The following is a 15,784-nucleotide window of genomic DNA, read 5'->3' as shown; positions in this document are numbered from 1 at the left end:
ATGTATCTTCGTGTAGCTATGAAAATATTGCTATCAGGTCGTCTGCCACTCTTGCTAAGTATTCTCGCTTCCTTAACCCATCAATGTACTTCTGGGGAATGGTATTATACCCGAATTTGGCCCCTAACACTGCGCAGGCTACAGCAGCATTTGTGTCGGCATCGCCCGCTTCGTTGACAACCGCTAACAATCCCTCTTCAAAATTGTGGGCATGAAATAAGCACCACAAGGTAGCCCCCATGGCCTTCAGTGTGTAGCCTATGCTCGACGGCTCATCAAGTTCCAGACGGTCAATGCTATCACAATATGCTTTGTCAATATATTCCGCTATTCTGTTGTCATATTGGTTGCCGATAGTGATTATTTGTGAATAGGAGAGTTGTTCGCCTTGCCATATTAGATGGCTGATGATTTCAGAGACGATAACACATGAGCCCACACAGCGGGAATCAAAATGGGTCAGCTTGCAAACATCCTCGGCAGTCTGTGCCACATTGTTCTTCAGTAACCCGGTTATCGAAGTTCTCATCACAGCACCATTGGCAGCATTCTTTGTGCGCGACATCTTCCATATCAGCTCTGCCACCTGCTGCGGTTTCTCCACGTAGTCCGCTATTGCCAGCACCTTGTAGGTGGTTTGTCCTACGCCCCGCGTGTCGGGAGCATAGAACCAGTCCTTGAAGTTTCTCGCTATTGTGTGCAAGTTTATCCCTTTATCCTCGATGATGGCATTGGCTATACAAAGCATCATGTCTGTATCATCGCTCCACATCCCCGGCTGGAAATTGATCCGATGATAATCTCTGATAATTTGACTATATTCCGTCAATCCATTAGGATATTTTTCTTTTGCCTCCGTCTTCGTCATAAACTCTGTGCCCAGGCCAAGCGCATCACCGATGGCTTGACCAAAGAGACAACCATAAATTTTGTCTTTTATCCCCATCTTCATATTTTATCTTTATCATAGATTGCGACGTATACAGAACGAGCCACCTTTCCGCGCCCTGTAGCAGTCTATGGCTGTTTTGCGTCTAACATAGGTAATCGTGCCATCATCACTTGAGTCCTGTTGAAAACCCATAGCCTTGATTTGTTTGATATAAAACCAGTAAGCATTCTCGTTGAACACCTCGATAACAATACATGGGCCGAATCCCACAGAGGCAATTTGTATGATACAGCTGTTACCTTTGTCAAAGTATATAGGTTCGCCTTTCCTGTTTAATCGGCAATTTTTATAATAGAAGTCGGCTCCGTAGAAATCATTCAGTCTTTCGGCGTGAATCCAACCTTTATGTTTGTAGCCTTTCTTTTTCAATGTAGGCACTATGCTATTTCCCTTTTTATAAAGAGTTGCCAGTTCTCGCATACTTGCCAAGTCTGAAAGAGACTGAGCATGAGCAAAGAGCATGAACAATAAAATTATTGTTGTAGAAAGAAACCTTTTCATAATTCGCACAATAGGATCTAAAGGCATCCAAGTTTATACTTAACTGTTTTACTTTTACTTATTTTGTGCTACCAAATAAAAAATATCCATAGTAGACCTTTGGCTTCGGAAATAATGCCATCTATAAAAATAATCTCAAGAATTGAGTCTGTACGACAGTATCCTATAAAGAATACTATGGTCATAATTTGGCTGATAATTCCATAAAGGTACAGGAGACAGCCACCAACATTAGATAAGAAATTACTTGATTCCATAATTTAAGGGTTATAAGATTGAGAATCTTTGAATGAATAATTTAATGTACCCCTTTTCGGCCTATCCAGTGGGTACTTACTCTTTTCCATGTTGATGTTGATGGGGTTGATTGACTTCTACGAAGCACAATACAATAAGGAAAACAGCGACGACAACATCAACCACATTCCATAGCGTTCTTCCCAAAGCTATTTTGAGGAAAGGTTGAAAGAGTACAGCCAGTGCAACAAAGGCTGTGCCCAGCCCGTTTTGTTCTCGACTATAATAATGGTATGCCATGATGGCAAAACCAAACATGGCAATAAAACGAATTAGCTGATAATACCCGTATGGCATATGTGCGAGGCAGAGCAGCAGTAGGACTGATAAAATGATGTGCAGATACTTCATTAACTTTAAATATTGATATTAACTTTAGAACCAATTTATAACAAGATAGATGGCTGTCAGGATTTCAACGGTAGCAACAACTGGCCTTGCTATGACTACTCCAAGTGTCCTTGTAATAAATACCGCCAGCAAAGGCAACCAAGTTACGCCAGAAAGGAGAGTAAAAGCTAAAAGCCACCAAGTCGTAGAGAAACACAGAATAAACAATGTTATAATTCCGATTACATTACATAGAATGATAGCACCTTTATACCAGGGCTGCCAATATAGAAGAGGAATATCATTTAGTTTCTGCTCTATATAATTACAGTAATTCTCTTCCCAAGCTACGAGCATGAGAATGCAATAGGGAATAAACAAGGGAGATGCAGTAAGTGTATCCATGCTTTTACGCTATTTTATTAGTGTACGTAGAGCTTTTAAATCGCTATTAGAGAAATTTGCCGTATATGTTTTTTGTAAACCATTCTTGATATATGTGTTTATATAGCACAAACCTATTCCGCATTGCGCACAAAGAAGAATTATTTCCTGGTCGGGATTTTCCTCGTTTAAGAACGATTGGGATATAAACTTCTTAAATTGAGAATCTGTTATATCTATTGGCTCTGTCACGTAAGTCATAGAAATGTGTAGAATGTTATTTCGTATTTCCCTTGGTCCCATTTTTAGGATGTGAGGGGCACTGCTGGATAGGTTTACTAATCCCATATTGTCATAAGCAACTATAGCCTTTAGTCTTTGCAAGGCCGTTGTAGGTGAATTTAAGATTTTCCCTGTATGTATTTTAGAGGTAATAGTCAATCCTGATGATTTTCCTTTGAATACTAAGTTTACTTCAGCCTTGTTTTTGAGAATTTTAGGTGTGAGAAAAGAGAACAGTCCTTTATCCCCCAAGAAATAAATACAGCATTGTTTTCCAAAGTCTGAGTTGTTTTTTAGTTGATTCATCGTGGTACCATTCGGTGATTCATTTACATCGCAGTTTATAGAAATCACATTGTTATTATAGTTCCAAGAACTGATTTCACAGAAATCAGCCATTGGAATAGGAGCCTCCTCATTTATCTTCTCTAATTCGGTCTGCAAAGATTCTGAATCTATTAAATCAGTATTGTCGTCTAAAGCGATGTTCACAGTATGAGATTTTGAACCTTTTTGCTTTAAGATTCTAATAGTGGTCTTGAAATCATCTACAATATAATCTGCGAAAGCCTTGTCTGCTACTATCTTATTTGCTGTATTCTTGTCTTTGACAATGCTATAAATATTTCTTGGGTTTGCAAACTCACAATAAATATAATCAACTATGCTGTCGTTCTTTTTTACATAACAATCGATTTTATCTTGTTCAACGTTATATTCCCAGATATTATATCCATCAATATCAGCAAATTCTTTTGCATTAAGAATCCTGCTGGGATTACCATGCGTAGTTTGCAGATCCTTCAATGATATTTTATTCTCAAAACCATGAAAAAAGGACATATCCACAGCACTATAGATATTATGCACTTTGTAGTTTTCAATACTCCAACCTAAATTTGTAAGTATTGTTCTTGTACATTGGTTGCATGATGAGAGGAGTGACAGGATTACCAGCCCTCCAAAGCACATACAAAAAGACCTTAATACTTTCATATCTTTCAAAGTATGTGGATAGTGCTCCCACACATATACCGTATTTTTTGTTTACATTTACATATACGAAAAAGCGTGGGAGTCTGTACCTGTTACCCGTCCCACAACCTTAGGCGTCTCGCATTGCCCATTGCAGTCTGAACGAGCAACGCAGAAGCCCACGCCGATATGTAAATCTATTGCACATAACCCAAATGGTCATATAACAATAAGGTATTACACACCCATGGACATCTACCGCTGCTATGTTCTTTGACTGCTAATGAAATTTGCGAGACTTCAAGGTTGTCAAGAACAAAGCGTCAAGTAAACGCCTTATCATATATGTATCCCCACCCTCCGGACTTCTGCTTTCACAGGAAGTCCATCTGATAGGAATGTTGCAAATTTAGTATTTTATTTTTGATAAAGCAATAAAAAGCGAATAAAATCTTATGTAATCTTCTGTAATCCAATTATTACAATAATTCAATCTTTGCGCTCAGAAAGGTCACCTAAAGGTCACCATAAAAAGAAAAAGCACCTACAAAATCTTTGTAAGTGCTTGATATTCAGCGTGGACCAGCCTGAACTAATCCACAATATGTCCTTATCGCTGTTAGCTAAATATTTACCTTTTTGTACTGACAGTCTCTGTAGCAGAAATGTAGCAGTAAACTGACTGGTTTATGACCGCTATTTTGACTATCTATTGAAAGCACACTCACTCCCATTCTCAGAGTACAAAGTTAGATCTTTTTGTTTATATCTCCAAATCTTTGTGCCATAAATATTTAGAGATTTTACTGCTACATTTTCCAGTGCAAGGTGCAAGCCCTTATATATAAAGGGACTTGCACCTTGCACTGGAGTTTTACAAAACAATAATAATTATACAAAGATATAAGAGTGATAAAATGTTTTAGATTTAGTTCGTTATATTTATTGGTACACTGTGTATTCCGCTACTAACAAACAAACTTGCACCGTCTGCAAGACGGATTGCATAGTGTACAAACATTTGCATGTGGCGGGTTGCTCTTGTAACGGTGCTTTAGTAACTTTATAAGTATGAAAAAGTTATTGGAAATGCTGAAGTCAGCAAGAGTGAAAAATGGTTATTCGCAGGAGTATCTGTCTGTTATTCTGAAAGTTAGTTCGAGTCGGATTTCGCGCTGGGAAAGAGGAAAGACAGCAATGACTCTTGAACAAATTCTGATGTACGCTTCAAAGGTGGGCATCCAGTCTACCAAAATATTTGAGTTTCTTGCACGTAATGGGCAACCTGGCCCTTTACCTATAGCAGAAATTCATCTGGAGGTTTTTACTGAGGAAGCATTCAGAAGACTTTCACAGTTAGTCAGTGAACTTGGAATAGAACATGTAACAATTAAAACCAAACGATTACGCTGATGGAAATAATAGCAGTAGAAAGCCAAGCCTATCAAGAACTGATAGACAAGCTCAATCGTATTGAGCAGTATGTTGAGCGCACCTCCCGTCTTATTCAAGACATTGACGACGAGCTGGAGATGACCACGAAAGACCTAATCGGGACTCTGAATATTTCAGAGTCCACCCTTTACCGCTGGCGCAAGAAGCAGTTGGTACGGTATCGCTACACGGAGGGCGGTGATGTGCGCTACTTTTTCAAATCAATTATTATTGCCGTGAAATGTAACCGACTCCGCGTATCAGGTATGAGAAACGATGAAGTTCTTGGGCGACTCAACCGTTTCAAGGACAATCTCATCATGAGTTCATGTCTTAACCCTAAAAACCGACAATTATGATAGAAAAGGAACAGATTCTTTTACTTACACAAGGAGGTCTGAATGTGTTTTCACATTTCCTTGGCTTTGAGGTAAACCTTCATCGCAACTTCCGAAGTCCTTTCTATGACGACAGGCGGGCTTCCTGCCATATCTACTACGACAGGAAGACTTCTTCTTACAAATTCTATGATCATGGAGATACCACCTATTCTGGGGATTGCTTCTGGTTTGTGGCAACCCTCCGTAATTTGAACCTGAAAACAAGTTTTCCCGAAGTATTGGAAACGATAGTACAAGAACTTGGATTGTATTCTTTATGTAATGGTGAAAAGCATAGCAGCCATATCACGTCAGCATATAAAGAAACTATTGTTCCCACTCCTAAGGCTGATATGAACAAGTGTACGGAAGAACGTCCATATAGTTTTGAGATACAGCCATTTGACGATGGGCTGCTGAACTATTGGGCACATTATGGCATCCATGAGGATACACTCCGTCGCTTTCGTGTACGGAGTCTTAAACGCTACGAAAGTGTATCTGCTGAAGGCAAGAAGTTTGAACTTTATAGCTCACCTACGGAACCTATGTTTGCCTATATCGGAAACGGCTATGTAAAGATATACCGACCTCACAGTCCAAAAATCCGCTTTCTTTATGGTGGACGGATGCCTGCCACTTATTGCTTTGGAATGGAGCAGATTCCTGCCAAAGGAGATATGCTTTTCATTACAGGTGGAGAAAAAGATGTCCTCTCATTGTATGCACACGGCTTCAATGCAATTTGTTTCAACAGTGAAACGGCACAGATACCGACAAGTATCATTGAGAGCCTTCAGCTTCGTTTTAGGCATATAATACTCTTGTATGATGCGGATGAAACAGGTGTACGAGAGGCACATAAACAGTCTGAACATCTGGCGGAATACAAGGTCTTGAACCTTTCACTTCCGCTCTGTGGCACGAAGTCCGAAAAAGACATTTCAGATTTCTTTGCCTTAGGCAACGGGGCAAAGGAACTGAAAGAGCTGCTTGCCAAGATGTTCTCAGATCTATATAGCCAAACCATGATGATGTTACGTTCCTGTGAGATTGATTATGAGAATCCACCAGACATTTCCAAATCGGTTGTGGCTGTGAATGGTGTTCCACTAGGAACGCAGGACAATCTGTTCTGCATTACCGGAGGTGAAGGTACAGGCAAGAGCAACTATGTGGGTGCTATCCTTGCCGGGACATTGGGAGAAAAACGATTGCCGATAGAGAAGACCTTGGGATTGGAGATTACCGCCAATCCCAAAGGCTTAGCGGTCCTACACTATGACACGGAACAGTCCGAGGCACAGCTGCACAAGAACTTGGGTAAGACACTGCGTAGGGCTTCTTTGACGGCAGTACCGGAGTTTTGCCATTCCCTGTACCTTGCCTCTATGTCCCGTAAGGACAGGCTGAAACTTATCCGTGAGAGTATGGATTTGTTTCATCACAGGCATGGAGGTATCCATCTTGTGGTGATTGACGGAATAGCCGACTTGATACGTTCTGCCAACGATGAAACGGAAAGTATTGCCATTGTGGACGAGCTCTATCGCTTGGCAGGGATTTATAATACCTGTATCATTTGCGTGCTACACTTCGTACCGAATGGTATTAAACTCCGTGGGCATATCGGCTCAGAATTGCAGCGCAAGGCAGCGGGAATTCTTTCCATAGAGAAAGATGACAATCCCGAATACTCGGTCGTAAAAGCATTGAAAGTCCGTGACGGAAGTCCGTTGGACGTACCGATGATGCTTTTCGGCTGGGATAAGGCAGAGGACATGCACGTCTATCGTGGCGAGAAGTCTAAAGAGGACAAGGAAAAGCGCAAGACTGAAGAACTCATTGCCGTTGTCAAAGAAGCCTTCCGAAATTCTTTCAAGCTCACTTACCAAGAACTTTGTGAGGTTCTGATGCGCGAAATGGAAATCAAGGACAGAACAGCAAAGAAATACATCGCCTATATGAAAGAACAACGTATCTTGGCACAAGATACCAATGGTAACTATCAAAAAGGAGAACTATGCCGTACATAGATTATAAAACCGAAGACACTTGGCAAAAACGCCTGTTCGACAAGCTGATAAGCGTCGAGGATAAACTCGACCGCCTGCTTGTCCTGCAGGATCAATCTGTTGACACAACCGTCCATCCTCCCTTGAAACCCGAATACTTGGATATCATTGATGTATCCAAGATTCTCAAAGTGGAGCAAAAGACCGTTTACAACTGGGTTTGGGCAGGAAAAATTCCTTATCTCAAAGCCAATGGGCGATTACTTTTTCTCAGGGAAGAGATTGACGAGATGCTGAGAAGGCGAGATAGTTGGTAATGCGTATTTGTTGGTTTTTATTGTTGTTTTTTTGTGTAAATGCAAGCAGTTACATTACAAAATAACGGTTACAAAATTGATAATACGTACATTAATACTGGCATAGCTCGTTAAGCTCGTACTTTTCTCTGTTTTTTGTGCTGATTATGAGATTTTATATGTACCTTTGTTGTCGTGAATAATGCATTATTTTGCGACAAAATACAATTATAATTATGACAAAAAGCATTGAAAGTAAAATACTTATAAAATCAAAAAAGTGCGGACGTGGTTCTGTTTTTTTTGTGGGGGATTTTATTTCGTATGGCAATCGAGATGCCGTTAATAAGGCTTTGGAACGTCTCGTAGAAAAAGGACAGATGCTTAGAGTTGCACGTGGCATTTATTGCTATCCCAAAATGGAAAAAGTATATGGTCTGGGTATGGTTCCTCCATCGCTTGAGGATATTGCCAAAGCAATGGCAAAAAGGGATGGCGCAAGAATTGTCCCAACGGGGCTTTATGCCCAATACCAGTTAGGACTGACTCAACAGATACCGATGAACATAGCTTACTTAACCGATGGCGTCTCACGTACTATAAATCTTGGCGAAGGGAAAAACATAAAATTCAAGCGCGTCTCTCCCAGATATTTCTCCATCCGTAGCCGGTTGGCCCTTCTCTTAACAACAGCTCTTAAAGACTGGAAAGTAGAGAACCTGACTGATGAGCAGGTTGCTACCATTAAAATGAAGTTAAACGAAAATCCTCACCTTCAAGTTGCAGACCTCAAACTGATGCCTTCAAAGGTAAGGGAATTTATAGTTGGTCTATATGAATAGGTTTCTTGGATTATCCGACTCACAACGGAAAAGCGTCTATGAATCAATTGCAGATAAAGTCGGGTTACCCGCACAAGTGATAGAGAAAGATTTTTGGGTAACTGCAATCTTGCAAACTATCTTTTCACTTCCTATAGCAGAGCATCTTGTTTTCAAAGGCGGCACAAGTCTGAGCAAAGGTTGGAAACTTATAGAACGATTCTCGGAAGATATAGATGTTGCTGTCAATCCTGTTTTTCTTGGTGCTCCTGAAGGAGATCTCACGAAAAAACAAATCAAGAAATTGCGTAAGGCATCATCGCTTTTTGTTTTAGAGGAACTAACCCCTATGATGTGTGAAGAACTAAAAAGACAAGGCTTGCTGTCGTTTGTCACAGTTAATGCCCAACCCAATGGCGAAGGTGACGCCACCTATCCCGAGCCACGTCAGATTTATCTTCACTACAAATCAGTTTTTGACAAGGAGCTTACATATCTCCGCCCTGATATTGTATTGGAAGTGAGTGCACGTTCATTGCTTGAACCGACAGAATCAATACAAATTAAAAGTATTATTGGAGAGCATCTTCCGATTACACCATTGGCTGACAGTGCCATTTATACTGCTATTCCCGCAAAGACATTCCTTGAAAAGGCATTCTTGCTTCACGAACTCTTCTCCATTCCCGGACACGGAATGATAGCAGAGCGCAAGAGCCGACATCTTTATGACCTTTACACCATGATGAATAAAGATTTTGCACAGAAAGCCATTGAAGATGATGCATTATGGGAATCTATTCGTCATCATAGAGAAATTTATACTTCAGTGAAAGATGTGGATTATACTCCCGATGTACGCAAACGTCTCCGGATTGTCCCCCGAGAAGATATTCTTGAAGAATGGAAATCAGACTATCAGGCAATGATGGAATCAATGATTTATGGGAAAAAACCTTCATTTGAAGAACTATTAGCTGCACTATCCGAACTTCAAGAAAGGTTTAGGATAAGCAAATAGTAAACAACACAAGCAATCTATTAGATTTTGGCAATAACAAGCGTTATTTGCCAAAATCTAATAGAGAGAACTAAGGTGGAATAACGTTAAGGATAATGCCGCCATTTCGGTTTGAAACTCTGCGAATGTTTCTCCTCTTTTGCATCCTGAACAGAAAGGTTATCATTCCCTTTCCCGACAGAATGATTGTTGCCGGACAGACCCTCTCCTTGTTTCATTTCATCCTTTGCATCTTGTTCCTCTTCCTGAGGTGAAAGTGTTAAGGCTATTTTTCTGTCCAGCTCTGCTGCCTTCCCCTTGAGCGCACGAAGTTCGTCCTCTTTTTTCCAAGAACTGTTAGCAATGTTAGTGTAAACGTCTTTGTTGGACAAAACCTTTGCCATTTCCTTCTCATGCGACTCTATTACCTTTGGAATACGCTCCAAGGCATTAATGAAGTTCTGACACGCAAGTTTCGGGTCAGTTGCCAACTTACCGTTATTATAGGTATAGTAGATACTCTCCTGCCCTTTCACAAAGAAGCGGTTCACCGAACAGTCGAACAAGTCTTTGGAAGTACTCTCCGTCTTGACCATTATGGAAAAACCATAAACTTCACCGATTTTGTTGTATTCTCCTTTGGTGCGTGCTTTTTCGTCAATCTCTTGCAGACGGGTAGCAATGGCCTTGATGTCGGTACTGTCTTCCATGCCCTTGATAGTCAGTTTGTTAATGGGCTGCCCATCGGTATCACGTTCTACACGCTGCTCAAATAGAGCTAAGTCTGACTGTGCCTCTTTGATTTTGTCCGAATGGAAGGACACTGAACTCTCAATCTCTGCCAACTTGCCGTTTGCTGCATCACGTTCACGGAGGAAGTTCTTGCGCTCGGATTCCAAAGTGGCAATCTTCTTGTCGAGTTTGGCTTTCTCTAACAAGTCCGTATTACCAGATAGCACGGCAACATACTCTGAAAAGTTCATACCGCTATCCTCGTCCATCGAACCCTCGTCAATGGTACGACTGCCGAGCGTGTTGGTCTTCAGCTGATTGATAAACAATTGCTTGTTATGTAGTAGGTTGAACTTATAACTGTCCAACGACCGCTCCACGGCATAGATAATCACATCGACCTTGTTGTCCGCAAATTCTTTGGCAACCATATTGCCTTTACGGATTGCCCGACCATTGCGCTGTTCTAAATCTGAGGGTCGCCAGGGTGTGTCAAGTTGATGCACCGCCACCGCACGTTGCTGGGCATTAACTCCCGTTCCAAGCATGGATGTAGAACCGAAGATAATGCGAATGTCACCACGGTTCATGGCATCTACCATCGCTTTCTTTGCCTTCTCGTTCTTGCACTCCTGAATGAAGTGTATCTCGTAGGACGGGATATGATAGTCTTCTACCAGCTTACGCTTGATTTCCGAATAGACATTGAAGTCTCCACCGGGCTTATAAGTACCTAAATCAGAGAAAACAAACTGTGTCCCTTTCTGTGCGTCGAACTTTTGGTAATAGTCATTGAGCATCTTGGCACAGTGACTTGCCTTGTTGTCGATATGGTCTGAGTAAACATTTTCATCAATCATGCGTAAATCAAGGCTCATCTTGCGGGCATAATCAGTCATTAAGAATTAAGGGAAATAGGGGGAAACGCAAGGAATGTAACTATTTGAAATAATATCATTTAGCATTTTCTTACTATTTTGAGGGTAAGCAAGAACGAGCATCAAACGGCAGGAGTTCCGTTACCAAATCGTAACCCATCAGGGAAAAAGCAAAAAGGGGTTACGAATTGAATGTAAACAACTGTGTCATAGGTTTTTATTCTTCATCTTTCATTTTTCTGCATCGCTCAGGAATACTTGTTCATCTGTACCTTTGCAAGCAAAGGAAATTTAGAAAAAACGACAGAAAAATGAAAGAAAACAAACTCAAAGTATCGTTCTTCGTTCAGGCGAAACGAACCGACAAGAGAGGACTTGTGCCTGTCATTGGGCGAATCTCCGTTGGCAGAACCCATTCGGGCTTCTCCACCAAGTGCAAGACTCCGCTCACTCTTTGGGACAGTCGTAAGCAAAGGCTTATCGGCAAGAGCAGCATGGCTGTGTCCGTCAATCAGAAACTCGGTGAATGCACCGCACTTATCCACGCACGCTTTCACGAATTCAGTGAAAGAGAAGAAACTTTTACCGCCACAGACGTGAGAGATGCCTATCAGGGGCAAATCCACCGTCAGGCCTTGCTCTTGGAGAGTTTTGGGGAGTATCTCACACTGACAAAGGAACGTATCGGTATCGACCGAGCCTTAAAGACGTTCAAACTCCGTACCTACCAACTCTCCCTGCTTCGTGAGTATGTGCAGAAGAAGCACAGGGTAAGCGACGTTCCCCTTTCACAGTTGGACAAAGCCTTTATCGAGGGCTTCGAGTATTATCTCACCATTGACCGAAAGCTGAAACGCAGCAGTATATCGAGTACCTTGTCTACTTTGCAGACCATCGTCCGCATGGCGGTGAAGAAAGGCGTGCTGGACTTCTATCCGTTCTTGGGCTACAGTTACGAGCGACCAAAAGGCGAACCGAGAAGCATTACGCAGGAAGAACTTGAGCGCATCATCGAGTTGAAGATTGAATGGGAAAACTACCGCATTGTCCGTGATTTGTTCGTCTTCTCCTGCTTTTCAGGGCTGGCAATCTCCGACGTCCGTAATCTTCGGGAGGAAAACATCGTTTTGGAAGAAGGCGAACTCTGCATCAAGGGCAGACGAATGAAGACCAAAACCCCGTACCGAGTACAGGTACTTCCCCCTGCTTGGGCGATAATGGAGCGGTACAGGGGAAAGCGTGCAGGTTTTATATTTGATGTTCCTACTACCGATATTATTCTCAATGGAATGCACTACATACAGAGAAACATCGGGATGGAAACTCCGCTGACCTTTCACATGGCAAGACACACCTTTGCATCGCTTATCACGCTTTCGGCAGGTGTACCTATTGAAACGGTGAGCCGTATGCTCGGACACACAAATTTGAGAACAACACAAATCTATGCAGCTGTTTCCTCCGAGAGAATCCATCGGGACATGCAGGAAGTGCAACAACGTATACAAGATACATTCACCTTAAAACTTTGACATTATGGCACGAAGCACATTCAAGACACTCTTTTATATCAACCGTTCCAAAGAGAAAAAGAACGGCAAATGCCCGATTATGGGACGCATCACCATAGACGGTGAGCAGGTGCAATACAGCACGGGTAAGGAAATCGCTCCCGAACTTTGGGACAGCCATAAGGGACGGTGCAAAGGAATAGGCGAAGAAACAAAGGAAATCAACCGCTACTTGCAAACCAAAGAGGAACAAGCCAAAGGCAAATACCAAGAATTGGTTTGGCAACGTGGCTATATCACCGCCGAGTTACTGAAGCGTGAACTCATGGAAGAAGACAAGCCCAAAGGTTTTCTTTTGGAGGAAGCCCAACTATTTATTGAGGAAAAGCGTCCTTGCGTAGGAATAACGGTAGCCAAGCCGACCTTTGCCAACTACATCTATGCAGCACAGCTTATCGAGTCCTATCTGCGTGAACGCTTGGGGCTGGAGGATATTCGCTACTCATCGCTTGACTATGGTTTTGTCGAAGGGATGGACTTTTACCTTAAATCAGAGCGCAACCTTTCTCTTGCCACTATTCAGGTAGCGATCATCTTCCTTAGAAAACTCATCGGCATAGGTCAGCAGAAGAAGTATATCCGCATCGACCCCTTTGTAGATTACAAGGCGGAACTACCACACCGAACACGCAGGTATCTCACAACCGAAGAACTGCAACGAGTACTACAAACGCCCATTATTGACAAGCAGTTCGAGCGTGCAAGACAGCTCTTCCTTTTCTGTGCCTTTACTGGTCTGGCTCGTGTGGATATGCAACGGCTCAAACCGAAGCATATCATCCGTAATGCAGACGGCACGGAGGAAATCCGCATCAAAAGGCAGAAAACGGACGTGGAAGCCATCATTCCACTTCTACCTATTGCGAGGCAAATCCTTTCGCTCTATGTCAAGGACAAGAAATCGGACGACTTGATATTCCCCAATCTTACAATAAGGAAAGCATCCTTTGCGTGTGTGAACATCGGGCAGATATGCCGGATAGATAAGGGCTTGACCTTTCACATGGCTCGCCACACATTCTCAACCACGATTTGCCTTTCCAATGGTATTTCGATGGAAACGCTCAGCAAGATGCTCGGACACAGCAATATAGGTACGACACAGATTTATGGAAAGATAACCGACCATAAGATACAAGAGGATATGACTGCACTCACAGACAGGGAGCATTCTGTTTTTGAGGGTTATTGTGAGTCTATAGCACGGCAAAACGTTCCATTGCAACAAGCATAAAAGGAAGTAATTACCAAACATTTATTATTCACGATTAAAGACCAAATGATAATGAAACAGAACAACAAACAGGAACTTTCCTATTTTCGATTGAAGTTAAGAAGTTATATGAGTGAGCATCACCCCGAAAGATTGCACGACACGGAGTTTATCACCGCTCGGGCTGATATGGCTCTCACTGCCTACTGCGATGCCGTGGCGCAAGGTTTCACTCACCCCGAAGCGGAGAGCATAGCAAGTGAGGTGTTGTATCAAGGTTTGCACTTTTCCAAGTACGACACGCTTGTATCTGTATTGGAAAATGAGTTTGAAAGGGAACTGCCTGCACCCCTCCCCGATAAGCTTGCACCCATATTGTTGTCGAACAAGGCTGTTCAAGCCACATTCGACAAGTTCGGTTTGACGGACACATTTGCCGCAAGCGAACAATACGACCGTCTTTACACCGAACTCACAGGCACAATAGTGCTGCTCACCAAGAGCAATCATTTGCCAATAGTCGGTCAGTCAGGCGGATAACCCCAACATTTTTCTTCGTACACTTCGTAAGCCATACTTATGCAAAGCCCCTGATGCCGTTTCTTATCGTGCAAATGTACAACGGCAGCCAATCTTCCCTGACAAGGTCAAGTCCTGCGGATGGAGAGAAGAATCTCCACCGCAGGATTTTTCTGTTTCAAGGCGGTATTGCCATTTTCTGTATTCGTGCGGTCGTATTCATCTCTCCCAACCTTGCAGGGCAGGGCTGCCGTAAGAGAGTATAGGCACGACAAGAATACGGCATACTCAGGCTCTTTGGACGCAAGGCGTAACAACCAACAACAGATAGGACTGACGATAATACAGACAATCTGTTGTTTGTACAATTTGTTGTCATGACTATCTGTTGTCAAAACTATCTGTTGTCAAAACTATATATAGTCAAAATAATCTATCGATAAAACTATCTATCGATAGTTCTACATATCGATTTGTCGAACTATCGAACTGTCGAGAGAATAATTGCTATGTGATAAAAGGAAAGAGCCGGCACCTCTTCTCGTTACCGCAATCATACCATTCTTATACAAAGCATAAGAGTTTTTCTGCGGCGACTCCAAATCTGATAGGGAAAGCTACCAGCCTTTGCCCTTAAAGATTATAAGCTTTCTATGAAAAGCTTATAAGCAATCTATAAAAAGCTTATAAGTAATCTAACAAAAGCTTATAAGCTTTTTGCTAAAAGCTTAAGAGCTTTTTGGCGAAAGCTTAGGAGCTTTTCAGACTGACAAACTAATTTCTCTTCTCTTCCTTCTATTTCCTTGCTTTTCTGCGTTGCTTTGTTCAATGTAGTTCTACGCTTACCTTTGCGTACGACAATAGTGGCAACAGACTGTATATGAGTTTGTTTGCCGAGTAACAATAACGTAATCAAAATAAAAAGAATGCAATGAAACTTATCATTATCGACCGCAAGGCGTGGGAGCGACACCACTCCGAATTTGCAGACTTTATCCATCGTATCGAACAACTCATCGGCAATCCGCCCGAAACGGACGAATGGCTTGACAACGAAGCCGTGTGCAAGCGTTTGGGCATCAGCAAGCGTACCCTGCAATCATACAGAGATACGGGAAAAATCCCTTTCTCAATGATTGGACATAAGTGCTATTACAAGGAGAGCGACATCACGGAATTACTGAACGCAAACAATGAATGAATT

General features: G+C 42.1%; 16 protein-coding genes and 1 pseudogene. 10 read left to right on the top strand and 7 right to left on the bottom strand.

The features are described from left to right. Window positions 1-16: 16 nt before the first annotated feature. From J5A56_RS02405 to J5A56_RS02385, 5 genes are all read right to left on the bottom strand, one after another. On the bottom strand, window positions 17-946 hold the full coding sequence (locus J5A56_RS02405; protein ID WP_036920130.1) for an ADP-ribosylglycohydrolase family protein: 930 nt from the start codon (window positions 944-946) through the stop codon (window positions 17-19). Window positions 947-964: 18 nt separating this feature from the next. After that, window positions 965-1,453, bottom strand: coding sequence for a hypothetical protein (locus J5A56_RS02400; RefSeq protein ID WP_036920116.1), 489 nt, complete (start codon window positions 1,451-1,453; stop codon window positions 965-967). 333 nt (window positions 1,454-1,786) lie between these two features. Then, window positions 1,787-2,101 (bottom strand): DUF6804 family protein, encoded by a 315-nt coding sequence (locus tag J5A56_RS02395; RefSeq protein WP_021672411.1) that lies wholly within the window; start codon window positions 2,099-2,101, stop codon window positions 1,787-1,789. A 24-nt stretch (window positions 2,102-2,125) separates the two neighbouring features. Next, window positions 2,126-2,485 (bottom strand): hypothetical protein, encoded by a 360-nt coding sequence (locus tag J5A56_RS02390; protein WP_021672410.1) that lies wholly within the window; start codon window positions 2,483-2,485, stop codon window positions 2,126-2,128. Window positions 2,486-2,494: 9 nt separating this feature from the next. Then, the gene (locus tag J5A56_RS02385) at window positions 2,495-3,742 is read right to left on the bottom strand and encodes a hypothetical protein (protein ID WP_155945356.1); all 1,248 of its coding nucleotides are present in this window, start codon (window positions 3,740-3,742) and stop codon (window positions 2,495-2,497) included. Between the two features lie 1,050 nt (window positions 3,743-4,792). Between J5A56_RS02385 and J5A56_RS02380 the strand changes: the two genes are divergently transcribed. From J5A56_RS02380 to J5A56_RS02355, 6 genes are all read left to right on the top strand, one after another. Continuing rightward, window positions 4,793-5,134: a helix-turn-helix domain-containing protein gene (locus tag J5A56_RS02380; RefSeq protein WP_021672407.1), complete on the top strand. Its 342-nt coding sequence runs from the start codon at window positions 4,793-4,795 to the stop codon at window positions 5,132-5,134. Continuing rightward, a complete protein-coding gene (locus J5A56_RS02375) occupies window positions 5,134-5,514 on the top strand; it encodes a hypothetical protein (RefSeq protein ID WP_021672406.1) in 381 nt (126 codons plus the stop codon). Before J5A56_RS02380 ends, J5A56_RS02375 begins: the two co-directional genes overlap by 1 nt. Further along, window positions 5,511-7,571, top strand: a complete 2,061-nt coding sequence (locus tag J5A56_RS02370; RefSeq protein WP_021672405.1) for a bifunctional DNA primase/helicase — start codon at window positions 5,511-5,513, stop codon at window positions 7,569-7,571. The genes J5A56_RS02375 and J5A56_RS02370 overlap by 4 nt, the downstream gene beginning before the upstream one ends. After that, window positions 7,559-7,867, top strand: a complete 309-nt coding sequence (locus J5A56_RS02365; RefSeq protein WP_021672404.1) for a helix-turn-helix domain-containing protein — start codon at window positions 7,559-7,561, stop codon at window positions 7,865-7,867. Before J5A56_RS02370 ends, J5A56_RS02365 begins: the two co-directional genes overlap by 13 nt. A 215-nt stretch (window positions 7,868-8,082) precedes the next feature. Then, window positions 8,083-8,688, top strand: a complete 606-nt coding sequence (locus tag J5A56_RS02360) for a DUF6088 family protein (RefSeq protein ID WP_021672403.1) — start codon at window positions 8,083-8,085, stop codon at window positions 8,686-8,688. Next, entirely contained in the window at window positions 8,681-9,688 is a 1,008-nt protein-coding gene (locus tag J5A56_RS02355) for a nucleotidyl transferase AbiEii/AbiGii toxin family protein (RefSeq protein ID WP_021672402.1), read from the top strand. The genes J5A56_RS02360 and J5A56_RS02355 overlap by 8 nt, the downstream gene beginning before the upstream one ends. 86 nt (window positions 9,689-9,774) lie before the next feature. Here the strand turns inward: J5A56_RS02355 and J5A56_RS02350 are convergent. Further along, a pseudogene (locus J5A56_RS02350) lies at window positions 9,775-11,301 on the bottom strand (helicase-related protein); the annotation flags it as partial. Window positions 11,302-11,588: 287 nt separating this feature from the next. On the opposite strand from J5A56_RS02350, the gene J5A56_RS02345 reads away from it, so the two are divergent. The 3 genes from J5A56_RS02345 to J5A56_RS02335 are packed head-to-tail and all read left to right on the top strand — an operon-like array spanning window position 11,589 to window position 14,601. Beyond that, window positions 11,589-12,809 (top strand): site-specific integrase, encoded by a 1,221-nt coding sequence (locus tag J5A56_RS02345; RefSeq protein ID WP_021672400.1) that lies wholly within the window; start codon window positions 11,589-11,591, stop codon window positions 12,807-12,809. Window positions 12,810-12,813: 4 nt separating this feature from the next. Continuing rightward, complete coding sequence (locus J5A56_RS02340) at window positions 12,814-14,082, top strand: site-specific integrase (RefSeq protein ID WP_021672399.1); 1,269 nt, start codon at window positions 12,814-12,816, stop codon at window positions 14,080-14,082. Window positions 14,083-14,133: 51 nt separating this feature from the next. After that, window positions 14,134-14,601 carry a DUF1896 domain-containing protein gene (locus J5A56_RS02335; RefSeq protein ID WP_211815487.1) on the top strand — a complete coding sequence of 156 codons (468 nt, stop codon included), beginning with the start codon at window positions 14,134-14,136 and terminating at the stop codon, window positions 14,599-14,601. Between the two features lie 107 nt (window positions 14,602-14,708). Here the strand turns inward: J5A56_RS02335 and J5A56_RS02330 are convergent, their stop codons facing one another. Next, on the bottom strand, window positions 14,709-14,975 hold the full coding sequence (locus J5A56_RS02330; protein WP_021672396.1) for a hypothetical protein: 267 nt from the start codon (window positions 14,973-14,975) through the stop codon (window positions 14,709-14,711). A gap of 536 nt (window positions 14,976-15,511) precedes the next feature. Here J5A56_RS02330 and J5A56_RS02325 point away from each other — a divergent pair. Next, window positions 15,512-15,781 carry a helix-turn-helix domain-containing protein gene (locus J5A56_RS02325; RefSeq protein WP_211815486.1) on the top strand — a complete coding sequence of 90 codons (270 nt, stop codon included), beginning with the start codon at window positions 15,512-15,514 and terminating at the stop codon, window positions 15,779-15,781. The last annotated feature ends 3 nt before the right edge of the window (window positions 15,782-15,784 follow it).

The sequence above is a fragment of the Prevotella melaninogenica genome (assembly GCF_018128065.1).
Classification (GTDB): Bacteria; Bacteroidota; Bacteroidia; order Bacteroidales; family Bacteroidaceae; genus Prevotella.
The sequence above is the reverse complement of the archived record's forward strand: the minus strand, read 5'-3'. Positions and strand labels throughout refer to the sequence as shown.